The 21243-nt window shown below is 62.9% G+C and carries 25 protein-coding genes and 1 pseudogene; 15 read left to right on the top strand and 11 right to left on the bottom strand.

The genetic code is table 11. The features are described 5' to 3' along the window. The first annotated feature begins 328 nt into the window (after positions 1-328). Together IEW58_RS11935 and IEW58_RS11940 are read left to right on the top strand one after the other, a co-directional pair. Positions 329-1339 carry an NAD-dependent epimerase/dehydratase family protein gene (locus IEW58_RS11935; protein ID WP_188645313.1) on the top strand — a complete coding sequence of 337 codons (1011 nt, stop codon included), beginning with the start codon at positions 329-331 and terminating at the stop codon, positions 1337-1339. 37 nt (positions 1340-1376) lie between these two features. Beyond that, on the top strand, positions 1377-2687 hold the full coding sequence (locus tag IEW58_RS11940; protein ID WP_188645314.1) for a UDP-glucose dehydrogenase family protein: 1311 nt from the start codon (positions 1377-1379) through the stop codon (positions 2685-2687). A 50-nt stretch (positions 2688-2737) separates the two neighbouring features. Here the strand turns inward: IEW58_RS11940 and IEW58_RS11945 are convergent, their stop codons facing one another. The 8 genes from IEW58_RS11945 to IEW58_RS11980 form a co-directional block, all read right to left on the bottom strand. Then, on the bottom strand, positions 2738-3316 hold the full coding sequence (locus IEW58_RS11945; RefSeq protein WP_188645315.1) for a hypothetical protein: 579 nt from the start codon (positions 3314-3316) through the stop codon (positions 2738-2740). Between the two features lie 86 nt (positions 3317-3402). Continuing rightward, the gene (locus IEW58_RS11950) at positions 3403-3924 is read right to left on the bottom strand and encodes a demethoxyubiquinone hydroxylase family protein (protein WP_188645316.1); all 522 of its coding nucleotides are present in this window, start codon (positions 3922-3924) and stop codon (positions 3403-3405) included. Continuing rightward, complete coding sequence (locus IEW58_RS11955; RefSeq protein WP_188645317.1) at positions 3921-4391, bottom strand: disulfide bond formation protein B; 471 nt, start codon at positions 4389-4391, stop codon at positions 3921-3923. The genes IEW58_RS11950 and IEW58_RS11955 overlap by 4 nt, the downstream gene beginning before the upstream one ends. Then, a complete protein-coding gene (locus IEW58_RS11960) occupies positions 4391-5743 on the bottom strand; it encodes a S41 family peptidase (RefSeq protein ID WP_188645318.1) in 1353 nt (450 codons plus the stop codon). Before IEW58_RS11960 ends, IEW58_RS11955 begins: the two co-directional genes overlap by 1 nt. Positions 5744-5826: 83 nt before the next feature. Next, the gene (locus IEW58_RS11965) at positions 5827-7047 is read right to left on the bottom strand and encodes a murein hydrolase activator EnvC family protein (protein ID WP_188645319.1); all 1221 of its coding nucleotides are present in this window, start codon (positions 7045-7047) and stop codon (positions 5827-5829) included. Positions 7048-7066: 19 nt separating this feature from the next. Further along, on the bottom strand, positions 7067-7489 hold the full coding sequence (locus tag IEW58_RS11970) for a 23S rRNA (pseudouridine(1915)-N(3))-methyltransferase RlmH (protein ID WP_188645320.1): 423 nt from the start codon (positions 7487-7489) through the stop codon (positions 7067-7069). A 69-nt stretch (positions 7490-7558) separates the two neighbouring features. Continuing rightward, positions 7559-7981 carry a ribosome silencing factor gene (gene rsfS, locus IEW58_RS11975; protein WP_188645321.1) on the bottom strand — a complete coding sequence of 141 codons (423 nt, stop codon included), beginning with the start codon at positions 7979-7981 and terminating at the stop codon, positions 7559-7561. 741 nt (positions 7982-8722) lie between these two features. Further along, positions 8723-8989 (bottom strand): hypothetical protein, encoded by a 267-nt coding sequence (locus IEW58_RS11980; RefSeq protein WP_229658570.1) that lies wholly within the window; start codon positions 8987-8989, stop codon positions 8723-8725. 171 nt (positions 8990-9160) lie between these two features. Here IEW58_RS11980 and IEW58_RS11985 point away from each other — a divergent pair, with 171 nt between their 5' ends. The 4 genes and pseudogenes from IEW58_RS11985 to IEW58_RS11995 all read left to right on the top strand — a co-directional run bounded on the left by IEW58_RS11985 (position 9161) and on the right by IEW58_RS11995 (position 10736). Further along, positions 9161-9382 (top strand): hypothetical protein, encoded by a 222-nt coding sequence (locus tag IEW58_RS11985; protein ID WP_188645323.1) that lies wholly within the window; start codon positions 9161-9163, stop codon positions 9380-9382. Beyond that, a complete protein-coding gene (locus IEW58_RS11990; protein WP_188645324.1) occupies positions 9382-9747 on the top strand; it encodes a hypothetical protein in 366 nt (121 codons plus the stop codon). The genes IEW58_RS11985 and IEW58_RS11990 overlap by 1 nt, the downstream gene beginning before the upstream one ends. Beyond that, positions 9744-9908, top strand: a pseudogene (locus tag IEW58_RS14115) (transposase); the annotation flags it as partial. The gene IEW58_RS11990 and the pseudogene IEW58_RS14115, both read left to right, overlap by 4 nt. Positions 9909-9938: 30 nt before the next feature. Further along, the gene (locus IEW58_RS11995) at positions 9939-10736 is read left to right on the top strand and encodes an IS1595 family transposase (protein WP_188645325.1); all 798 of its coding nucleotides are present in this window, start codon (positions 9939-9941) and stop codon (positions 10734-10736) included. Positions 10737-10745: 9 nt separating this feature from the next. On the opposite strand, the gene wecB is transcribed toward IEW58_RS11995, so the two are convergent. Continuing rightward, positions 10746-11897, bottom strand: a complete 1152-nt coding sequence (gene wecB / locus IEW58_RS12000; RefSeq protein WP_188645326.1) for a non-hydrolyzing UDP-N-acetylglucosamine 2-epimerase — start codon at positions 11895-11897, stop codon at positions 10746-10748. A 179-nt stretch (positions 11898-12076) separates the two neighbouring features. Beyond that, positions 12077-13378, bottom strand: a complete 1302-nt coding sequence (wecC, locus tag IEW58_RS12005; protein WP_188645327.1) for a UDP-N-acetyl-D-mannosamine dehydrogenase — start codon at positions 13376-13378, stop codon at positions 12077-12079. Positions 13379-14111: 733 nt separating this feature from the next. On the opposite strand from wecC, the gene IEW58_RS12010 reads away from it, so the two are divergent. Then, a complete protein-coding gene (locus IEW58_RS12010; protein WP_188645328.1) occupies positions 14112-14360 on the top strand; it encodes a hypothetical protein in 249 nt (82 codons plus the stop codon). Between the two features lie 604 nt (positions 14361-14964). On the opposite strand, the gene IEW58_RS12015 is transcribed toward IEW58_RS12010, so the two are convergent. Next, entirely contained in the window at positions 14965-15927 is a 963-nt protein-coding gene (locus IEW58_RS12015; RefSeq protein ID WP_188645329.1) for a helix-turn-helix domain-containing protein, read from the bottom strand. Positions 15928-16276: 349 nt separating this feature from the next. On the opposite strand from IEW58_RS12015, the gene IEW58_RS12020 reads away from it, so the two are divergent. From IEW58_RS12020 to IEW58_RS12055, 8 genes are all read left to right on the top strand, one after another. Beyond that, positions 16277-16879: a hypothetical protein gene (locus tag IEW58_RS12020; RefSeq protein ID WP_188645330.1), complete on the top strand. Its 603-nt coding sequence runs from the start codon at positions 16277-16279 to the stop codon at positions 16877-16879. A gap of 80 nt (positions 16880-16959) precedes the next feature. Then, a complete protein-coding gene (locus IEW58_RS12025) occupies positions 16960-17532 on the top strand; it encodes a hypothetical protein (protein ID WP_188645331.1) in 573 nt (190 codons plus the stop codon). Between the two features lie 34 nt (positions 17533-17566). Then, on the top strand, positions 17567-18109 hold the full coding sequence (locus IEW58_RS12030) for a hypothetical protein (RefSeq protein WP_188645332.1): 543 nt from the start codon (positions 17567-17569) through the stop codon (positions 18107-18109). Positions 18110-18134: 25 nt separating this feature from the next. Next, positions 18135-18719, top strand: coding sequence for a hypothetical protein (locus IEW58_RS12035; RefSeq protein ID WP_188645333.1), 585 nt, complete (start codon positions 18135-18137; stop codon positions 18717-18719). Between the two features lie 17 nt (positions 18720-18736). Further along, positions 18737-19300 (top strand): hypothetical protein, encoded by a 564-nt coding sequence (locus IEW58_RS12040; protein WP_188645334.1) that lies wholly within the window; start codon positions 18737-18739, stop codon positions 19298-19300. A gap of 1 nt (position 19301) precedes the next feature. Then, a complete protein-coding gene (locus IEW58_RS12045) occupies positions 19302-19895 on the top strand; it encodes a hypothetical protein (RefSeq protein ID WP_188645335.1) in 594 nt (197 codons plus the stop codon). Next, positions 19892-20467: a spore coat protein U domain-containing protein gene (locus tag IEW58_RS12050; protein ID WP_188645336.1), complete on the top strand. Its 576-nt coding sequence runs from the start codon at positions 19892-19894 to the stop codon at positions 20465-20467. The genes IEW58_RS12045 and IEW58_RS12050 overlap by 4 nt, the downstream gene beginning before the upstream one ends. Positions 20468-20491: 24 nt before the next feature. Then, positions 20492-21241: a fimbrial biogenesis chaperone gene (locus IEW58_RS12055; RefSeq protein WP_188645337.1), complete on the top strand. Its 750-nt coding sequence runs from the start codon at positions 20492-20494 to the stop codon at positions 21239-21241. The last annotated feature ends 2 nt before the right edge of the window (positions 21242-21243 follow it).

Below are 21243 nucleotides of genomic sequence, written 5' to 3' on the forward strand. Positions count from 1 at the left end.
GTCTGACCGGATAATTTCTGAAGACCGGCGAGGTTGTTTGTATCGCGACCCGCGTATTTAACGGACCGCCGGTCAATATTCGCGATTGGAGACAAGTTGGTCAAGAGTCTATGAGGGAAGATCATCACGGCGCTTCTCACGTTGGACTGCGCCCAAATCTTTTCAGCCGTGAACTCCTTTTTTACACCATCGTAGGGCGATGGGGCGCGCCTTGCCCAAGGCTTGAGTTCGTGCTCGCGGCGTCCATACCTAATCTTTGTGTCGAGCCGGCAGCTTTGCCTCCAAGATGGCAGGCATTGATTGGCGGCGTCGTTGGATAGGAGGGTCGATGAAGATTCTTGTCACGGGCTCTGCAGGCTTCATCGGCTTCCATCTCTGCCGGTTGTTGCTCGCTGAGGGTTGCACAGTGGTCGGTTTTGACGGAATGACCGATTACTACGACGTTCGAATAAAGGAACGGCGGCACCAGATCCTCCTTAAGAACCAGTGCTTCTCGGCTCATGTCGGCATGCTTGAGGATTTCGCCAAGCTCGGCACACTGGCTGCGGCCGAGAAGCCGGACGTGATTGTTCATCTCGCAGCACAGGCGGGCGTTCGGTACAGCTTGGAAAACCCGCGTGCCTATATAGAAGCCAACATCGTCGGCACTTTCAATGTGATGGAGTGCGCCCGAGAACTTGGCGTTGATCACTTGCTGATGGCATCCACCAGTTCCGTCTACGGCGCGAACGAACACATGCCTTTTGACGAGCGCGACAAGTGCGACACGCAGCTCACACTCTACGCCGCGACTAAAAAAGCAACCGAGAGCATGGGGCATTCATACGCTCACCTTTGGAACCTGCCGGTCACGATGTTCCGCTTCTTCACCGTCTACGGCCCTTGGGGCCGGCCCGACATGGCGCTGTTCAAGTTCACCAGGGGAATTCTCCAAGGTACGCCGATCGACATATACAATCACGGGAAGATGTTCCGCGACTTTACCTATGTTGTAGATCTCGTGCGCGCTATCCGACTGCTGATCGAGGCAGTGCCTGTGCGCCCCGGGAGCAGCGAAACGATCAAGCCGTGGGACAGTCTCAGCCCTGCCGCTCCCTTTCGAGTGGTTAACATCGGCAACAACGAAACGGTGCGGCTCGAAGAATTTGTCGATGCGATCGAGGAGGCGTGTGGCCGCAAGGCGGTTCGCCGCTATATGGCTATGCAAAAAGGCGACGTGCCAGCTACTTGGGCGGACGCAACACTCCTAGAAAAACTCACTGGCTATCGCCCACGAACTGGAATGAGAGAGGGCATCAGCCATTTCGTTGCCTGGTATCGGGAATATTATCGCGTCTGATTCGTTCAGCGCGGGACGACAACATGAAGAGAGCGCAATGAAGATCGCGATGGTGGGATCCGGCTATGTGGGCTTGGTTTCCGGCGCCTGTTTTGCCGATTTTGGCCACGAGGTGGTGTGCATCGACAAGGATGCCTCGAAGATCGAGCGGCTCGAGAACGGGGTTATGCCGATCTACGAGCCGGGGCTCGATGCGCTGGTTGAGGTCAACGTGAAGGCGGGGCGGCTGTCGTTCACGACCGATTTGGCAGAAGGTATCAAGGGCGCCTCGGCAATCTTCATCGCGGTCGGCACGCCGAGCCGGCGCGGCGATGGCCACGCAGACCTGTCGTTCGTCCACGCGGTCGCGCGCGAGGTGGGCGAGAGCCTGGTGAACGATGCGGTGGTGGTCACCAAGTCGACCGTGCCGGTGGGAACCGGCGACGCGGTCGAGCGGATCATCGCCGAAACCGGATGCAAGCACCGGGTGTCGGTCGTCTCCAACCCGGAGTTCCTGCGCGAGGGCGCCGCGATCGGCGACTTCAAGCGTCCCGACCGGATCGTCATCGGCGCCGAGGACGAGTGGGCACGCGAGGTGATGCGCGAGGTCTACCGCCCGCTGTTCCTCAACGAATCGCCGATCCTGTTCACCAGCCGCCGGTCGAGCGAGCTCATCAAGTACGCCGCCAACGCGTTCCTGGCGACCAAGATCACCTTCATCAACGAGATGGCCGACCTGTGCGAGAAAGTCGGCGCCAATGTGCAGGACGTTTCCCGCGGGATCGGCATGGACGGGCGCATCGGTGCAAAGTTCCTGCACGCCGGGCCTGGCTACGGTGGCAGCTGCTTTCCCAAGGACACGCTGGCGCTCCTCAAGACCGCGGAGGACTATGAAAGCCCGATCCGCATCGTGGAGGCGGTCGTGGCGGTCAACGAGAGCCGCAAGCGGGCGATGGGCCGCAAGGTGCTCGATGCGCTCGGCGGTATGGAAGCCGCGCGCGGCAAGAAAGTCGCGCTGCTGGGACTCACCTTCAAGCCCAACACCGACGACATGCGCGACAGCCCGGCGATCGCCGTCGCCCAGGCGCTGACCGATGCCGGTGTGAAGGTCGCCGCCTTCGATCCCGAAGGTATGGAGCAAGCCCGCCCGCTGATGCCCGAAGTCGAAATGTCCGCCAGCCCTTACGAAGCGATCGAGGACGCCGACGCGATTGCCATCGTCACCGAATGGGACGCGTTCCGCGCGCTGGACTTCGCGCGCATCAAGAGCGTTGCCAATTCCCCGCTCCTCGTGGATCTCAGGAACATCTATCGTCCCGAGGATATGCGGGCGGCCGGGTTCGACTACATCAGCATCGGGCGCGGCTAAGCAAGCAGGCGCCTAATCCAGAGAGCCCCCAGCGTCACTACATCCGGCGATCACGGCTGCGGCGGCTGGGCGGTTCCAGGTTCGTTCGAGGTTGCGGACGGCTGTTCGCCAGGCAGCGTGCCTTCCCGCTCTTTCTCGAGCCGATCCATGTACTGTTTCTCGAGCTGTTCGACCCGCGCCTGCGTTTCGGCCGCTTCGGCATCGATGGTCGACAAACGCTCGGCCCGGGCAGCCGCAATCAGTGCCGAGAAACGAGGATCGGCGCCTTCCCGCTTGTCGGCATAGGCCGCATCGATCAACTGCTGCGTGCAGCCGGTGAATCCGCCGGCACCGGCCGGCGAGCACGACATCGTGCCGAACGATCCGATCATGTCGAGCTTCTCCACCCGGCGAGCCCAGGCCATGTTGGCGGGATCATCACTGAAGCGCAGGGTCTCGGGGATGCGATAGCGATCCGCCTCGGGCAAATGGGCGACAACCACGATCTCGTCGCCTTCCGGGGGAGGGACAGGATCGTTGCCGTAGACGATGACCATCCGAACCTTGTCGCCGCCCGAATCCTGCGCCGCGGCGGGGACAGCGAAGGCTGCAAGCGCCATGAGCGGAATCACAAGCAGTCGGCGGGTCATGTTCTGTCCTCCTCGATCGTGTGCGGGCATTACGGGCTTGCGCCACTGAACATCGGGTGAAGCGCGCGGGCCCGTAGGCCGGTTCCTCAGATACGCTCCGCCAGCCGGATAGCAAAGCGGCAACCCAGCCGGATGGCCCCCGCGAGCAGCGGGTAGGCGGGCGCCTTCTCGGCCCCGGCGGCGATGGCCGCCGCATGATGCTCGCGCTCGTCTTCACGAAATTCCGCGACCATGGCCGTCAGCTCGGGATCGTTGCCGGACCTCTCGAGCTCGTCGAGCTGGTCGGAATAGTGCTTGTCGATTTCTTCTTCGACAGCCGCAGTGCACGCCATCGCCGCTTCCGGGCCGATGAGGGCGGTTGCCGCCCCCAATGCAAACCCGGCGACCGACCAGAACGGCTGAAGCGCCGTGGGCCGTACGCCGCGCCGCGCCATCAACGCATCGAACTTTGCGCGGTGAGCCGCTTCCTGGCGCGCCATCGCGGCAATCTCGCCCGAATGCGGCGCACGGTTGCCCATGACCGCCAGCTGGCCCGCGTAGATGCGCGTCGCGCCAAACTCACCGGCCTGGTCGACCCGTATCATCCGGTGCGATGCAGGTTCGGTCATGCGGGCTTCCTTCGCAGCAGGAGAAGTATCGCTACCCCGGCAACGCTCGAGATAAGGAAATTCCACCCGGCGAGCGAGATCCCGAAGAGGCTCCATTGCACTTCATCGCAGCGCACCAGCGGCGCGTTCATGATAGCCTCCAGCGGATCGCCGCCGCCGAGGGTCGGCGTGCTGCAGGCGGTGAGCCCTTCCCACCAGCCATACTCGACCCCGGCGTGGAAGGCGCCGATCGCACCCGAAATCAGGATCGCCAGCGCGGCGAGTGCGATCCACAGCCGCTTCGGTTCGACGACAGTGGACAGCAATGCCAGGCCGATCGCCGCGAAATGGGGATAGCGCTGCCACCAGCACATCTCGCATGGGTATAGCCCGAAGCCATACTGGCTGAGATACGCCCCGCCCAGCAGCAGTGCCGGTACACCCAGCGCGAGCCGCTGGGCCAGCTTCGCCGAAGGATGCAGCGTCATCAGTTGCGCTTGGCCATCGCGTTTGGTGAAGTCCTGCGGAGAGTCTCCAGCGCGTAGTCGAGCTGGAAGTCCTCTATGCCCTGAGCCTTGAGCTCCTCGGCCGTGAGCTTGAAACGCGGATCGTCCTTGCGATCCTTTTCCAGATCCTCGTCCTTGAGCGCCGCCTCGTTGACCAGGTGTCCGCGCAGGTCCGATTCGCGCAGGCGGAACTTCTCGCGCTTGGCAAGGTCCGGATCGCTGAGCTGCGGCACTTGGATATCGGGATCGATGCCGCCTTCCTGCACCGAATGGCCCGAGGGGGTGTAATAGCGCGCGGTCGTGAGCTTGAGCGCAGCGGTCTCGCCGAGCGGCAGCAGCGTCTGAACGCTGCCCTTGCCGAAGCTGCGCTCGCCCATGATGACCGCGCGGCGGTGATCCTGCAGCGCGCCGGCGACGATCTCACTGGCCGAGGCGGAGCCGGCATCGATCAAGACGACCACCGGCACGCCCGCCGCCATGTCGCCCTTGAACACGCTCTCGGCGTCGTAAACCAGCGATTCGCCCTTGGCCCGGCCGCGCTGGGACACGATCTGGCCCTTGTCGAGGAAGAGGTCGCTCAATGCCACCGCCTCGTCCAGCGAGCCGCCCGGGTTCTGCCGGAGGTCGAGCACCAGACCGTTCATCCGGCCCGCCGCCTCGCGCTTGAGCGCCTGCCACGCCGCAAAGACGTCGGAACCGACATCCCGGCTGAATTCGTTGACCGAGATGTAGCCGACGTTGCCCGCTTCCAGCTTGTGCGTGACAGGCTCAAGATCGATCACCCCGCGGGTCACGGTCACGTCGAACGGTTCATCGCGGCCTGGGCGGAAGATGGTCAGGCGGATCGAGCTGCCCGCAGGCCCGCGCATCTTGGCGACGGCGTCGTCGAGCTCGCCGCCATAAACGAGTTGCCCGTCGAGGTGGGTGATATAGTCGCCCGCCTTGATGCCCATCTTGTCGGCCGGGCTTCCCTTGAACGGCGAAACCACTTTGACTGCGCCGTCGTCGAGCACGACCGAAAGCCCGAGGCCCGAATAGTTGCCGTCGATCATCGTCTCCAGCCGCTGAAGATCTCCTCCGTCGAGATAGGCCGAGTGCGGATCGAGGCTCGCAAGCATCCCGTCGATCGCGCCCCGGATCAGCTTGTCGTCATCGACCGGCTCGACGTAACTCGCCTTGATCCGCTGATAGACCGCGAACAGCTTGGCAAACTGGGGCCCGGCGCGGCCATCGACTTGCGCAAGTCCGGCGGTGGTCGCCGGCAGGAGCGCAACCGCGCTTACGAGCGCGGCGGAGCGCAGGAGCGCGGCAAAACGGGGGGCGGCAAGCTTCATGCGTGATGTCCTAAAGGCTTATCGGTGCTTCTATCGCGGCGCCGCCGTTAACGCCAGATGAGGTATGACGGGCTTCTCGCTGGTCAGCCAAGGAACTCCAGCGGGTTGACCGGGTCGCCTTCCCGCCGCAGCTCGAAGCCAACAGTCGTCTGCCCCGAACCGGCCACACCGAGCGGCGCCCCGGCGACCACTTCGTCGCCGACCGCGACATCGACCCGCGCAAGTCCCGTGACGAGGCTGGTGAATCCTCCGGCATGCTCGATGATGACGATCCGGTCGAAGCCCCGGAATGGCCCGGCGAAGACGATGCGTCCTGCTCCGGGCGCGACCACCTGCGCACCGTCGATGGGCAACAGCGCCAGGCCGCGCGAACGCGCCCCGCTGTCGCTTGCTTCGCCGAAGCCTGCCACCGTGCGGCCCGCGACTGGGAGCTGGAACTCGGGAGCCGGCGCGGAGGCAACCTGGACCTCCGCACGCTCTATGACTTCACTGGCAGAGGGCCGTGGTGGCCGCAGCAGCGGGCCGGGCAGCGCTGCAAGCTGCCGGCGTAGCGTGCCCGCTTCGCCAAGCTGACCGACGAGCGCGTCGAGATCGCGGGCCTGCTCGGCGAGGGCCAACGCCCGTTCGCCCTCGCGCGCGGCGGCACCGGTTGCCTGGCGCGAGGCAAGGCGTTGGCGCGATTCGAGCGCCGCGAGCGCGCTGCGGCGCTCGCCCAGAAGGCGGTTGGCGCTTGCCAGCGAAGCCACCGCCGCCCGGGCCGCTGCCTCGATTCTGCGCGCATGGGCAATCTCGGCGCGCAGGTCGGCGGTCCTGCGGCGCACTTCCGGCAAGGTCGTGTCGAGTATGGCGCGGAGGTAGACCGTTTCCTTGAGTGAGCCCGGGCGCAGGACGGAGACGATCAGCGGTCGCCGGGCAAGCTTTTGAAGTCCGGCGGTGAGCCGGACGAGAGGCTCTCGCCGCGCTGCGAGGCGCCGATCGAGCGCAACCCGCTCCCGGTGCATGAGCGCGATCCGCGCCTGGGCTGTGGTAATGCCCGCTTCGGCCTCCTGGATTCGGGCGGCGAGCGCGGCGGCCTGGCTCGCGGTCTTGTCGGCCGAAGCACGGGCGCCCGCAGCGGCGACCTCGAGCCGCCGGGCGCGTCCAGCCGCAGCGCGAGCATCAGCCTGTGCGCGAACGAGCGCGGTGCGGGTCTCGTCCACACCGCCATAGGAAGCGGCGCGTTGTGCCTGAGCCGATGGCCATGCCACTGGCCCGCCCGCCACAAGCGTGATGACGGCAGCGGCGAGGTAGATGCGCGGGCGCATGGGTGAGGCCTTAGCCTGTTTAACCGCTGCGATGATAGGGATGACCAGCAACGATGGTGGTCGCCCGGTAGAGCTGCTCTGCCAGCATGGCCCGGGCCAGCAAGTGTGGCCATGTCATCGCGCCCATCGCGAGCAGCAAGTCGGCGCTGGCGCGATCGGCATCGCCGTGGCCGTCAGCCGCCCCGATGACGAAGCGTGCTTCGCGCACGCCCTCGTCGCGCCAGTGAGTGAGAGTGTCGGCCAGCTCTTGCGAGGAAAGCTGGCGCCCGCGTTCGTCGAGCAGCACCGTGCGCAGCGGCGATGCGGCTTCCGGTATCCTTCCCCCGGTTTCCGGCAGTTCGGTGACGCGAAAGGGCCACGTCATGCGCTTTTCGTAGCGCGCGATCAGCTCCGCTTCGGGAGAGCGAGCGATCTTTCCCCGCGCCAGAATGTGCAACAGCATGCCAGCAGAGTTAGGATGAGCTGGCAGCGGGCCGCAAGCCCCGCAGCCCCTTCCTTTCCTGACGAAAAGTCAGGCGCTGCCCGAGGCAGCAACCTCCTTGTCGTCACCGAAGCCCCACATCCGTTCCAGGTTGTAGAAACTCCGCACTTCCGGGCGGAAAAGGTGGACGACCACGTCGCCAGCGTCGATCAGCACCCAGTCGGCGGCGGGAAGCCCTTCGATACGGGCGTTGCCGAAGCCAGCCTGCTTGACCTTCTCGGCAAGCTTTTGCGCCATCGCGGCTACTTGGCGGGTCGAGCGCCCCGAGGCGATGACCATGAAGTCCGCGATGCTCGACTTGCCGGCCAACGGGATGGACACGATTTCCTGCGCCTGGTCGTCATCCAGCTGCGCCATTACCAGCGCGTGGAGCCTGCTCGCGGGGGTTTCACCCTGCGGCATGCGCGCGCGGGTAGAGCCAGCCTCGGCCGGCAAGGGTTGCGCCTGATTCATAGGCGGTGGTGATGCTCCTGTTAGAAAAAGCGCTGGTCACGCTCGATGCAACGCGCATCACGGCAGGCGGGTTTCCTGCCAAGCGACCAGACGGTGGGGAATTGAGGCTCGAAGAGCCGTCCTGGCGGTTCATCGGCTGAAATCTCGTCCCGCACGGCATGCCACCGCCGTGGACCGGGAAATATCATTGGATGGCAACTGCGCCAGGTGCGGAAACCTCCGGTCTCGCCCGCATTGCAAGAGGCCAGTCACGGCGCGGGCGTCCGTTTTTGCCTGACCGCCAGCAGTTGGCCGGCGACGCTGAAGATCATACGGTGACAGTGGAGACGCCGCAACGGGTGATTTCCTAAGTGGATATGGCCGCCCATCGCTGGGCCCTCCCACGCTGTCTTAGCTTGTTCGGGCCGCCATGGTTGCAACAACGTGAGCGAGTCCACTGAAGTGTTTTTTGTTTGGTTAGGAACACGGCTTGCGCGGCTGGCAGGGACGCTGCCATCAGGAAACAAAACTGCGGTTTATCGGTGATTTGTGAAGTTTACGAACGCGGTGGACCAAGTCCCTTTGATGACTTACTGTTGAGCCGGCGTGCAGCTATCCGTCCACGAGCTAGCGGCGCGCCGACAAAAAGACACACACGCCCAGGATCGGGGAGAACAAAAACGGGCTCAGCAAAGATAGGCCGGCCTAAAGTGGCATGCAGTGGTTCCGAAGGCGTTTGTCCGTTGCGGGGCGGCTTATCCGTCATTGAAACGCAGCTATCAGGCTTCTGGCGGCCGAGCGCAGGATACACACATGGTCTTCGATCTCGGATATTTGCCGCATCAAGCCCATTTTTCGCGGGCCGGCGAACGCGGAACGAGCCTCCAAGACCTGTTCGCTATGTTTCCCGACGAAGCGTCTTGTTTGCGCCATGTGTTTACGGTCCGCTATGGTAACGATCCTCTCTGCCCGCGCTGTCAGCAACCGTGCCGGTGGTCGATCGACCGTCATCAGCGTCAGTTCGTCCACCATCGCTGTAAGACAAGCATCGCGCCATGCGCCACCACCCTTATGGGACGCTCGCGGATCCCGATAGGCATGTGGTTTTATACCATGCTACACCTGGCAAATTCCCGCGAAAGCATCAGCACATCTTTCCTCTCACGCCACTTGGGCGTCTCGCCTCCCGCGGCTCACCGAATGCTCATTCGCATTCGCCTGCACCTGGCCGCGCTCGATCACCGTGAGGTTATCGGAACCGCGGGAGAAGAGGTGTACGTCCGGGTCGAGCAGATCGGCGGAATGGTTACCCTCGGCAAGCGAAAACCCAACCGGGCGCAGGTTCTGCTGATTCGGCCGACCAGGCAGTCCGAACGATTGTTCTGGACCGCAATCGTCCACACCGGGTGCGCGGACTCTTGATGCGCCGGCTGGCCGCGGGCGTTCGCGTAGTGACGGCGTGCGCCGAGACCGCACGTCTGGTCACCTTCTATGGTCAGTATCGGACCCCTGACTTGGCAATGCCAGTGACACCATGGAACGCAGCTGATCGCCTGCCCGATCCGATCACGGGGTTCCTGACTGCGTTCCGGCGCGGCATGCAGCTCCAACACCAGTCGGTCTCGCCGAGATACTTCTGGCTGTTCCTCAAGGAATACGAATTCCGCTTCAACCGGCGCGCGCGCTCGTCGGAGATCTTCGGGGACATGATCGGCCACTTCCCAAGCGTCGGCGACGAGACCATAGCATCACTTCGCGCAGCCTATTGTGATCTGCGTGAGCAATGACCAGTGCGCGGCCCGCTACGACGGTACGGGAGTTCTTCGCCCGATTTCCTAACGATCAAGCATGCCTCGAGCACGTCTTTAATGTTCGCTTTGGAGAACACTCTCCCTGCCCTCGATGCGGCGCCATGGGACGGTGGTTTCCGCTTAAGGGACGCCGCAAATACGTGCATTGTTGCCGGCGGCAAGTGTCCGTGCTCGAGGGCACCGTTCTCTACCGTTCGAATCTGCCTCCGATGGCATGGTTCTACGCGATGCTGTTAATGGCCAATAGCTCGATAGGCATGCGCACCAGCTTCCTGCGTAAGCAACTAGGTCTCGGTATAAAGAGCACAGCCCGGCTTGGCTTGCTCATCCGACTTCATATGGCAAGCTGCGACCGCCCCAACCAGCTCGGTGGGCCCGGCAAAATTGTGTATGTCGATGAAGCCCTCGTGCCCTACGTCAAGAGAGGTCGCGGGGCGTTGCAGCAGCGCACACCTTTGATTGTCATGGGTTTTGCTTGCGAAGACCAAGTCATCTCGGGTTTTATTCCCAACCGCACCAGCACAACCTTTCTGGCGGCGATCAACCGTTTTGTTAGGCCCGGCAGCGTTATCATCACCGACGGTCATGCCAGCTACAAGGGGCTGCGCTCTCGCGGCTGGCAGCACGTCGTGGTTAACCATTCAGTTGCCTTCCATGACTTCCGCGGCAACACGCTCAATCCGATAGAGACTTACTGGCGTGTGCTAAAGCGGACTGCCTTCGGCTACCGGCAGTTCGATAGCGAAAATGCTTGGCTATACCTCGCCGAGGTGGAGTTCCGCTATAATAGGCGGCGCAGCGGAGTTGCACTGTTCGAAAGCTTGATCGGCCGCTTTGAAGCAATCGGTCGGGAGGAGCGACTGCGACTCGAGCGTTGTTACGACTGGCGGCTGTGCACTCCACGCGGTAATCGCAGCGCGCCCTTTGGGCATTCGAACACCTGGGAATACCCCGGATGCCACTAAACCGCCTCATCAGGCCATCGGCATCCGCGGTGGTTTACCTTCGCCAGCGAGCAGCTCGACAATACGGGAGGCCGCTTGTCCGTCTCCATAAGGATTATGGGCCATGGCCATGGCTGCGTAAGCCCGATTATCATCGAGGAGAAGCTGGGTTTCGGCGATGATGCGCTGGGTGTCAGTCCCCACCAGCTTGGCCGTCCCAGCTAACACCCCCTCGGGACGCTCGGTTGTGTCCCGCATAACCAAGACCGGTTTGCCAAGTGCGGGCGCCTCTTCCTGAACTCCGCCGCTATCGGTCAACATCAGCGTCGAAATGCGGAGCAGTCGGACAAAGTCCGGATAAGAAAGTGGGTCGGTCAGCGCTACATTGGGCAAGCCGCCGAGCCTGTCGCGCACTTTGGCTCGCACATTGGGGTTAGGATGGACAGGGAGGATAATCGCGACATCTGGCCGCTCGGCCAGCGCAGCAACAGCTGAGATGATGTTGTCCATCCCGTCACCTAAATTCTCTCGTCTATGAGTAGTCACCCCGATGATCTTCTTGCCTGCAAAACGCGCCTCACAGTCGCGCAGCACGCTACCGCCGGGAGAACCGCTTACCGACTTGGCATCGACCCAGTGCAGGGCGTCTATCACTGTGTTTCCGGTGACGTGAACCTTTTCGGCGGGGATATTTTCGCGGCGCAGTGCACCAGCAGCCACCTCGGTGGGCGCAAAGTGCAGCTCAGCGACGCTGCCGATGATCTTTCGGTACGCCTCCTCAGGCCAAGGGCTATAAATTTCGCCGCTGCGAAGGCCCGCTTCAACATGCGCTACCGGAATCTTCCGATAATATGCGGCCAGGGCGCCGCCCATCGCAGTCGCGGTATCGCCCTGGACTACCACCCAGTTGGGTCTGATGCGATCGAGAACCGAACCGACGCCGGTCAGTAAGTTTGCGGTAAGCTGGTCGAGCGACTGATCGGTGCGCATCAAGTCAAGGTCGATGTCGGGCTCAATTCCCGCTAAATCAAGGACCTGATCGAGCATCCCGCGGTGCTGGCCAGAGACACATACTTTACTGAGAAAACGCGCATCCTTCTCCAGTGCATGCACCAACGGAAAGAGCTTGATCGCTTCCGGCCGCGTTCCGAACACAGTGAGGATCTTCATTCGTTTATTCATTGCCTGACTTCTGCTCCCAAGACGCACCCAAAAACAGGATAGACCCTCAGCTCCCTTCGTTCACCGTCGTGTCATAGGAGTCGTAGCGCTAGCCGAGAGGCAGCGAAGGCCCCTTGCGCTTATTCTGATTGGTACGGGGACTCCCCTATTGGAAACGCGCCCAACGGACCGCGGCCCCATTAACTGGCAACACGTAGCTTGGGCATGAGGTTGCCAACCGGTGAATCCGGCCAAATTCCACGCGTGTCATAGACGACCACGTTGGCTCGTTCTTCCAATGGGACGACGCGAAACACGTCGTGATCGACCAGCACGATCAGCACGTGGCAGGTCTCGAGCGCCTGGTCGAGATCGATCAACAACGCACCCGAACCGGAGAACTCGCCGGGAAGCTCTTGCGCATAGGGTTCGACCACCCGCACGCGCTCGCCAAACTTGCGGGCCAGGCTCGCGGCGACGAAGCGCGCCGGGCTTTCGCGGAAATCGTCGATGTTCGCCTTGAAGGCAAGGCCCAGGCAGGCGACCGTGGCGTGCGGATTGGCCTCGACGAGTTCGCTCGCCCGCGCCAGCACGTGGTGCATCTTCGTATCGTTCACCTCGCGCGCCGTGCGGATAACTTTCGCCTCATCCGGCGCGCCGTTGACGATAAACCACGGGTCCACCGCGATGCAGTGGCCGCCGACACCGGGACCCGGCTGGAGGATGTTGACGCGCGGATGCCGGTTGGCGAGGCGAATCACCTCCCACACGTCGAGGCCCATGCGGTCCGCGATCATCGACAGTTCGTTGGCGAATGCGATATTGACGTCGCGATAGGCGTTCTCGACCAGCTTGGTCATCTCTGCGGACCGGGCGTCGGTCGTCACGCAGGTGCCACGCACGAAGAGTTTGTAGAACTCAACTGCCTTGCGCGCGCAGCGCGAGGTGATCCCGCCGATCGAGCGGTCGTTGTGAGTGAGCTCCTCGAGAATGCGTCCGGGCAGCACCCGCTCTGGACAGTAGGCGATCGACACGTCGGGGGTCTCGCTGGACAGGCCGGGCATCCTGAGGTCGGGCCTAAGTGCCGCGAGCCGGTCGCGCACCAGTTGGGTAGTGCCGACCGGGCAGGTTGATTCCAGGATGACGACGTCGCCCTTCTTGAGCACGGCAGCGAGGCTGGCCGCCGCCGCCATCACATAGCTGACATCGGGCGTGTGGTTCCCGTCTTTCTCGAAGGGAGTGGGCACGGCGATGACGAAAACGTCGGCGGGCACGACCTGGGTCGACGCCGTGAGCAGGCCCCGTTGGACGACTCCCTGCACGAGGCCGTCGAGATCGACCTCCTCGATGTGGATCTCACCGCGGTTGATAGTGTCGACGACCGATTGCGAAAGATCGACGCCTGTGACCCGGCAATTAACGCGGGCGATGATCGCCGCCGTTGGCAGGCCAATATAACCGAGGCCGATGACGCATACATCGGGTTTGCCTTCGCCGCGCATGATGAATCCCGTAATTGCCTAGCTGATGCGTTAAGGCTGTGAGGGTAAAGATTGCGGTAATGACCCTTGGCTTTGCGTGATCTTCCTATCCCGCGTATAATGCAGAACATGCCGGGTGACGCTTGCGCAGAAGCAGCGTTAACTCAGGGCGGCTGCTGTCACCCAGTTCAATACGCTGCCGGTGTGGTGATTATCGCTTGGAGAAGTGAGAAGGATATGAACACCGACCCTACCCAGAATCCTTGGCCGCCTGCGCAAAAAGACTCGAGGTCTGCCCGAGCGGATGAGGTGCAAGTGGCGGTCGTGCACAAGATTGCGGCCGAAGCGATTGAGCAATCAGAGAGGTTGCCGGTCTGGAACCCCGCTATCGAACACCGGGACCGCCGTCGTGGGAGTCCGATACTGTGGGAGTTCTGGGTTTTTGCCTTGATCCTCATTGCAGCGATCTTGGACGGTTTGTACCAATGGTTCAGGTTCTTGCTGTAAACGGGTGAAGAGCCTGCCCCCGCAACCGGGTAGTAGATCACGGGTGCCAATCCGGCGTCCACCTGGCGCATCAGAAGATTTTGTGTCCTTTGGAAACCCGTCCGGAAAGGCGACTATGATTCCCGAAGATTCTCTGGCGATGCGGACCAAACACCGAAATGGTTGATGGGTAAGGTTTTCTTTTTTAGGACTCGCCTAGGAATTTCGTGTATACGGAAATCGCAAAGCCTGCACATGGAGGTAAAGTATGCATGAAGTCGGTCTTTCCGCTACAGTGGCTTTGACTCGATTCCGCCAGCTGGCAGCGGGTGGCGCGGCTCTCGCTCTTCTGGTAGGCCCGGTGGCAGCTCAGGCTGCGCCCCAACGCGCTGCTGCTCCGGTCGAAGAGGGAAGCGAGCTGCGCAGTTCATGGGTTCTGGGAATTTTGGCCCTGGCTGCGTTCATCACTGCTATAATCATCGCCACCAAGGATCATAATCATCCGGTCAGCCCCTAGGCCAAGCTGCGCCTAAATCCGAATGGGACGTTGAAAGTTTGACGCCGCAGCACCTCATGCGTGCAGATTGATTGCGCTAGCGTTCGTGTCAGGTTATTTGAAGGCAGGGCGGGCTAGGTGGGTGGTCCGGCTTTTTGCGCGCATTCGCCCACTTGGCAACGAGCGCCGCGTATTGGCAGCGTCGAATGGCTGAGCATTTTGCAGGGCTTGACCGCAGCCGCTAAATCGCCACGATCCAATCCGGTCGGTTATGCCGCCTAGGTGTCAGCTGTTGCCATTGTGAACACGCCCTTTTCATACCAGCGAGGATGCACTCGCGCGAACATAATTCATCGTCCGACAATTTCCGGACCTCCGTGAATTACCGCACTACACCCAACCAGCGTTGTCTGGCGAAGGAAAGTATTACGTAGCTTCCGACAACGATGAGTGCCTCGGGACGACGGTGTCTCCCGGACCCGATCTTCCATTGCCGGGTCCAGCTTCCCCGACTATGCGTACTCTCGTCCCTTAAATTCGTCCTGGTTTGCAGCGCCAGACCCGGCGGAAAAACCCGCATCAACAAGGCAGGCCTGCTGGGACCCGCGGCGTGCGAGGGGCGAGATTACTCCCGGTCTCTCAATCCAGAAATTGAGCGCTTCCACTGCGCAGGTCCGACCCCGAATCGTTCCTTGAACACCCGGGCGAACGTGTCCTCGCTCCGATAACCGCAACGGTAAGCCAGAGAAGAGATGCGTTCTCGGTTATGGACGTCGTTGCTGAGCTCTTGAATCGCGCGGTGCAGTCTGCGTTTGCGAATAAATGTTGCCACGCCGCCATGCCGGTGAAACATTCGATATAGCGTCGCTCGAGATGCTCCGAATTCCGATCCGAGCACTTCAGCCGACAATTGCGGATTGGTGACGTTCGCATCGACAAAACGCCATATCCTCGCAAACAACGAGCCATCTTCGGGACTCGACTGCGCGGCTTCCGGCTCTTCCCAGACAAGGGCAGCCTTGAGCAAGGCAATCGTGAGCGTGCCGAGGACTTCGAGATCGAAAGCATCCGACGTCGGGCATAACTGCGCCAGAGTCTCGAAGTGTCGCGCGCAAACTCGCGACCGCGCAAGGCCTGCGGGTAACAGCCGGGAATGAGGGGAATCGGCCCAGATGAACGCTAGCATCCGACGGGGGATCACTAGCGTGTAACAGCTGAACACCGATGCCACCGAGGTGAAAGCACACCCGAGGTCAAGGCAGGAGAGGTCCCAGGGGTCGGCCCTATGGTGGCGGCCTGCGATTTCGCATTCGAAGCCCCCCTGCGAATACATCTGGATCAGCAAATTGTCAGACGCACCGCGGGTCAGGACGCGCTCGTCCCGCACGAAGCTTTGCGCAGTGCCCGTGGTCACACTGAACAGTACCTCTCCCAGAGCGTAGGATTGCAAGGTAGCTCGAAAAGGCGTCTCGAGAGGCTCGACATCGAACAGCGGTGCGAGGGCTTCGCGCCATGCTGGCAGATCCGCAGGGTGCTCGGGTGACCAGGCGTATCTGACGAACTCGCGCGCAGTTATCTGGTTTGTCATCCGCTCCCCCCAAGGGCTGCGACAATTTGGCCGATTCGCTCTAGCGCGAGCACCGACGAACGGCCCGACCGAGCACACAATGCCGTAAGACGTCTCAATTTGCCATCGCGGAATCTCAACAAAGGTTAACCGCGTTGACCGAAACAGGCTAACGCCAGCACCCTTTTGTTCAGGTTCTCACGGCCTGGAGCACGACGCTGATGCTGAAAAAGCAAAGCTTTTCCGTGCCGCGTCAACCCCGCTTGGTTAACCGACGCACCCGGAGTTTGGTATATTTCCGGATGTCTCGCGTTCGCCGAAGTTGCTTTTAAGCGACCGGCCCCAAGGGGCTGCGATGGAGGGAAAGCGAGTGCTTCGTTCGATTCTGGCGACGATTGGCATGCTGGCTGCGGCGCTTGCCGCGACGCCTGCGGCTGCCCAGTTGTCGCAGACCATCTACGAAGGGCAGAGCATTCCGCTCACCATCCCGGTCACCGCCTCGGTGGGAGGCCGCTGTCAGTTCGCAACTAACGGCGCACCTTCGGGAACGTGGGACGCCGGCTTCATCGACGAGGCGGCCTGGCAGCACGACTTCGGCTTCACACTCGAATGCAACACCGCCGCGCGGGTCGCGGTCGTCTCACTAAACGGTGGGCTTAAGGCACCGGTCGGCGGGAGCGACCCCGGCTATGTGAACCTGGCCCCGTACACGGTAACGCTCAACCTCGACGGCAATACGACGACCGCGAGCGATTTCTGCGCGGCTGCCGCTCTCAAGGCCTCCGCGCCCGGCACCTGCGCCTTTCGCGGCCCTGCTTCGACGACGGCGGGCCTGCGGTTGGCGGGTCCCTCGCAGAACCAGACCGATTCCTACTTGCGTGTCAGCGCTCCTGCTTTTGCGGGGCCGGGCACGCTGGTCGCGAGCACGGCTTATGCCGACACCCTAACCATAACCATAGCGGCCGCTCCGTGACGGCGACCGCTCTCTTTTCCGCGGAAACGGATCGCACCGCAACAACCCTGCCGATCGGCAGCAACTCGAAGGATGGACCAATGAAGAAGATTGCCCTGGCCGCCTTGGCGCTCACGACAGCGATGGCGACCCCCGCCACCGCCGCCACCGGTGACGTCACCGGCACGATCAACATTACTGGCTCGGTCGCCCCCAAGTGCTTCGTGCTGCCAGGCGCCGGCTCGACGTTCGGCACCACGGTCAACATGGGCGAACTCGCCAAGACCGATGGAACGCTGCTCGACAGCACGACGCTGTCCTCGACTTTCGCCAGCCAGGGCAGCACCGCGCTCACTGCCCAGGTCCTGTGCACTTCGGCCAATCCGAACGTGTCGGTAACTGCCGAACCGTTGGCGAACGTGGCCCCTGCCGTGACCGGCTACGACAACACGGTCGACTACACGGCTGATGTTACCTTTACCCAAGTCGACGGAACGACCGTGGTTTCCGACCCTAGCGATAACCCTGTCGCCACGACGGCAACGCTCTCCAGCCGCCTCAACGGTAGCGGAACCAATGTCTCGGTGGCGACCAGTGCATGGACCGCCTCGGGCGTTCTCGTCTCGGGCGATTACACCGGGAAGATCACCGTTCTCATCTCGCCGGGCGCGTGACGTCCACGGTCTTCCGAAAGAAGGAAACGCAAAAATGCGTAAATGTCTCCTGATGCTCGCGCCCGTGGTTCTCGCAGCCGCCCCGGCGGCTGCGAGAACCGCTGACGCAACCGGCACCGTGCTGATCGACGGCACGGTGGCCCCGCGGTGCCTCTTTACCACCCCTTCCGCGACGATCTCGCTTAACGAGATTTCGCTGCAGGGCAGCGACGGGAACGCCGGGCGCTTGAACACTGCGGCCGTCAACGGGCGTACCGCGACACTGGTGGGTTGGTGCAACAGCGCCGCCGCCGGGATGACCGTTGAAGCCTTTCCTCTGATCAACACGGCGGCGAACGCGACGGGGTTCACGAACCGGGTCGATTACACAGCCATTGCTACCGCCAATGCGGCATCTGGAAGCGACACCTCCACCGTCGTAGGAGCAGGCACCCCGGTCGGCGTCGGTATGTTCTCAGGCAATGTGGACGTTGCTCTGTCGAGTGCATCGGCACCCGGGAACGACCTGCTGGTGGCGGGCACCTACAACGGTTCGGTCGAGGTGACGCTCTCCCCCATCTTCAGCCCGCCTTCCTGAAACCGGCCGCGTCGGAGTACCTGACATGCGCATCCCGTTTATCACCCCCACCCTTGCGCTGGCTCTCGCCGGGACGTCCGCGTTCGCACAGTCGACCGATAGCGACACTGCCGACGTGGCCATCGAAGGCAACGTCACCCCGCTGTGCGTGCTCGGTGAGCCTTCCCAAGCGTCGGTCAGCCTCGGCAACATGATTGCCACGTCGGGTTCGCGGGTCGGCCGGATCCGGGCGATAGGAAACCAGAACGTGACCCTGCCAGCGAGCTTCTGCAACTTCGCCGGATCGGTCGCTACCATCGCGGCTACCGCGCTCGTGGAAACCGCCGGCGGCACCACGGCGCCGCCTCCCGGGTTCTCCCGCGCGGTGAACTTTACCGCCCAGGTGGGCCAGTGGGGAGGCGGAAGCGCCTCTGCCAGCAGTGCCGCGACGGCCAGCGGGACCAATGCCACTAACGAGGGTACCAGCGCAGTTCAGCCGCTCCCTCGCCAGACCGACCTGTCCGTCGAGCTCTCGGGGTTCTCGGTACCGGGCGACGCACTCCTCGTTTCCGGCGATTACTCTGGCCTGGTGCGGGTGACGCTCGGACCGGCGGCGGTCTCGCCCAACTGATGAAAAGGGAACCGAAAATGCACCCGCGTATCCTCATCGTCGCCGCTTGTGGCATGTCCATCATGCCGGTTGCGGCACAAGCCCAAGAATCGGCGGCTACCGACACGAAGTCTTTCGCGGTGACGGGGAACGTCCCGGCGCTCTGCTCGGGTGGAACACTGGCCGGCGATGAGGGCACTTTCGATCTGGGGGTCCTGATCAACACTTCGACGGGCCTCTTGCGCACCGACTTGTCAGCGCCGCCGCAAACCCTGACAGGAGCGTTCTGTTCCGCGCAGAGCACGATTACGGTGGCCGCGACGCCGCTGGTTGCCCAGAACTTCACGGCGACTCCGCCGACGTCGTTCAGCCGGTCGGTGGACTACACAGCGACGGCAGCGGGCTGGACGCCAGGCGCGGCCGTTTTCAACACCGCTGCATCCGCAAATCCGGCCGCCAGCCAGTCGCGGGGGACTCCCTTCAGCGGTGACATCGCGGTTTCGGTGTCGGACTTCGCTACCACCGGCGGAAACGCCCTGCGGCTGGTCGCCGACGATAACTACCGCGGTACCGTAACCGTGACGCTGAGCGCGGCGAACTGACATGCGCACCGCGGCGCTCCTGACGGTCACGGCGTGGGCAATGCTCGCGGCTCCGGCCGCGCTCGCGCAGTCGGAGCCGGAAACGCGCGCATTCCCGGTAACCGGGCAGACGCCGCAAGTGTGCACCTTGCAGCAGGGGAACCTGCGCACGGGCGAGCTCATCAACTTCCGCGGCGTCGATGGAGACAGCTTGCGGGTGCTCGAACTGACCGATCCAAGGACTCTCGCGGCGCAGTCGGCCCGGGCGACCGTGTTCCTTTCGGCCGTCTGCAATTTCCCGCATCGCATACGGCTGGAATCGCAGGATAACGGGCTATGGCCCATAGAGGGCCCCGTCGCTCCGAACCGGCCGAATTTCGCCAGCGCGCTTCCCTACCATGTCGCATTCGCATGGGCTGACCGAACAGGCTCGCTCGATGCGGATGCCAAAGTGCGGCGCGCCCGCGAAACGCGGGCTGACATCGACATCCCCTCGGCGGGGGATCTTCGGCTCGACATCGAACTCGATGCCGGAGCCTCGAATACCCAGTACGGCGCACCTGTCTTGGCGGGCAGCTATGCCGACACCCTTCGCATATTCCTGGAGCCCAGATGATGGGACGTCTCCTAATAGCGGCCGCATTGCTGGTGCCGGTGACAAGTCCGGCTGCGGCTCAGGACCTTGCCAGCGCGAGCGAGGCGGTGCGCCTGTTTGCCGAAAGCGCGCCCAGTTGCGTGGTGACCTCGGCTGCTTCGGCATTAGGCGCCGTCAACGCGATCTTCTCGCCTGATGCCACCGGCGGCGGCGCGGTCGCGATCACCCAGCTGGTCGACCCCCAGACCTCCCAGCCGCGCGCGGCGAGCATCGAACTAGCCCTCCCCGTCGTCTGCAACGCGGCGCACCGCGTGCTCGTGACCAGCGACTCCGGGGGGCTGTTGCGTGAGGGTGGCCAGGCGGGCAATCGCCTCAACCCGAATGCGTTCGGCGATCTCCTTCCTTACGATATCGCCGTCGATTGGGGCGCCAATTCAATCGCGGGCAACTCGGCCGCGGGCGGCATCGAGACCGCACAGCCGGCGCAAAACGGGGAGCTGAGGTTGCGCATCGGCACTGCCGAGGGCGGCGGCCTGCTGACCGCGGGCAACTACACCGACACTGTGACGATCCGGTTCGAACCGGCTTCGTAAACTGGATTACTTCGAGGGACGTATATGAAGAACCTGTTCTACCGGTCGGTCGCCGCAGTCTGCCTGGCCACCGCCCCGATTGCCCAAGCGACGGCGATGACAGTCCAGCCGGTCGTGCTGGACCTGCAGACCACCGGCCGCGACATGTCGCAGGTGATTACGGTGGAGAACACGTTCGCCACCCCGCTGCCCGTGGAGTTGCAGGTCCAACAGCTTGTACTGACCGAAGACGGAGTCAAGCTCACCGGAGTCGATCCGGGCGACCTCCTGGTGTACCCACCGCAAGCCCTAATCCAGCCCGGGCAAACCCAGGCGTTCCGGGTGCAGTATGTCGGCGATCCCGACCTTACCGAAAGCCGGCACTACTACATCACCGTGGCCCAGCTTCCGGTGAAGCTGCCCGAGGGGCAGTCAGCGATCCAGATCCTGTACAATTTCCAGGTGCTCGTCAGCATCGGGCCAAAGGGCGGCAAACCGGCTCTTGCGGTCGTCGGCAGTACGATCGCTTCGGACGGCGCGGGACACAGCACGCCGCTCGTAACGGTACGCAATGATTCAGCGAACTACGGATACCTGTCGCAAGGCAAGCTGCGGGTCGTGGCCCGCGATGCTGGCGGCAAGGAGGTGCTGCGCGAGACGCTCAACGGGCCGGAAATACAGCAGCGGATGGGCTTCGGCCTGATCGGCGGCCACCAGGTGCGCAAGGTCCGCCTGCCGGTCGAACTGCCCACTTCGGCCGGCACAGTCGAAGTGACTTTCTCAACGGGCGAGTGACC

The sequence above is a fragment of the Tsuneonella deserti genome (assembly GCF_014644315.1).
Lineage (GTDB): Bacteria > Pseudomonadota > Alphaproteobacteria > Sphingomonadales > Sphingomonadaceae > Tsuneonella > Tsuneonella deserti.

Bases quoted from the DNA above. Each gene is read 5' to 3' on its own strand.
- IEW58_RS11935 (WP_188645313.1), top strand. From the start codon at position 329: ATGAAGATTCTTGTCACGGGCTCTGCAGGCTTCATCGGCTTCCATCTC.
- IEW58_RS11940 (WP_188645314.1), top strand. From the start codon at position 1,377: ATGAAGATCGCGATGGTGGGATCCGGCTATGTGGGCTTGGTTTCCGGC.
- IEW58_RS11945 (WP_188645315.1), bottom strand. From the start codon at position 3,316: ATGACCCGCCGACTGCTTGTGATTCCGCTCATGGCGCTTGCAGCCTTC.
- IEW58_RS11950 (WP_188645316.1), bottom strand. From the start codon at position 3,924: ATGACCGAACCTGCATCGCACCGGATGATACGGGTCGACCAGGCCGGT.
- IEW58_RS11955 (WP_188645317.1), bottom strand. From the start codon at position 4,391: ATGACGCTGCATCCTTCGGCGAAGCTGGCCCAGCGGCTCGCGCTGGGT.
- IEW58_RS11960 (WP_188645318.1), bottom strand. From the start codon at position 5,743: ATGAAGCTTGCCGCCCCCCGTTTTGCCGCGCTCCTGCGCTCCGCCGCG.
- IEW58_RS11965 (WP_188645319.1), bottom strand. From the start codon at position 7,047: ATGCGCCCGCGCATCTACCTCGCCGCTGCCGTCATCACGCTTGTGGCG.
- IEW58_RS11970 (WP_188645320.1), bottom strand. From the start codon at position 7,489: ATGCTGTTGCACATTCTGGCGCGGGGAAAGATCGCTCGCTCTCCCGAA.
- rsfS (WP_188645321.1), bottom strand. From the start codon at position 7,981: ATGAATCAGGCGCAACCCTTGCCGGCCGAGGCTGGCTCTACCCGCGCG.
- IEW58_RS11985 (WP_188645323.1), top strand. From the start codon at position 9,161: ATGCTCATTCGCATTCGCCTGCACCTGGCCGCGCTCGATCACCGTGAG.
- IEW58_RS11990 (WP_188645324.1), top strand. From the start codon at position 9,382: ATGCGCCGGCTGGCCGCGGGCGTTCGCGTAGTGACGGCGTGCGCCGAG.
- wecB (WP_188645326.1), bottom strand. From the start codon at position 11,897: ATGAATAAACGAATGAAGATCCTCACTGTGTTCGGAACGCGGCCGGAA.
- wecC (WP_188645327.1), bottom strand. From the start codon at position 13,378: ATGCGCGGCGAAGGCAAACCCGATGTATGCGTCATCGGCCTCGGTTAT.
- IEW58_RS12010 (WP_188645328.1), top strand. From the start codon at position 14,112: ATGCATGAAGTCGGTCTTTCCGCTACAGTGGCTTTGACTCGATTCCGC.
- IEW58_RS12015 (WP_188645329.1), bottom strand. From the start codon at position 15,927: ATGACAAACCAGATAACTGCGCGCGAGTTCGTCAGATACGCCTGGTCA.
- IEW58_RS12025 (WP_188645331.1), top strand. From the start codon at position 16,960: ATGAAGAAGATTGCCCTGGCCGCCTTGGCGCTCACGACAGCGATGGCG.
- IEW58_RS12030 (WP_188645332.1), top strand. From the start codon at position 17,567: ATGCGTAAATGTCTCCTGATGCTCGCGCCCGTGGTTCTCGCAGCCGCC.
- IEW58_RS12035 (WP_188645333.1), top strand. From the start codon at position 18,135: ATGCGCATCCCGTTTATCACCCCCACCCTTGCGCTGGCTCTCGCCGGG.
- IEW58_RS12040 (WP_188645334.1), top strand. From the start codon at position 18,737: ATGCACCCGCGTATCCTCATCGTCGCCGCTTGTGGCATGTCCATCATG.
- IEW58_RS12045 (WP_188645335.1), top strand. From the start codon at position 19,302: ATGCGCACCGCGGCGCTCCTGACGGTCACGGCGTGGGCAATGCTCGCG.
- IEW58_RS12050 (WP_188645336.1), top strand. From the start codon at position 19,892: ATGATGGGACGTCTCCTAATAGCGGCCGCATTGCTGGTGCCGGTGACA.
- IEW58_RS12055 (WP_188645337.1), top strand. From the start codon at position 20,492: ATGAAGAACCTGTTCTACCGGTCGGTCGCCGCAGTCTGCCTGGCCACC.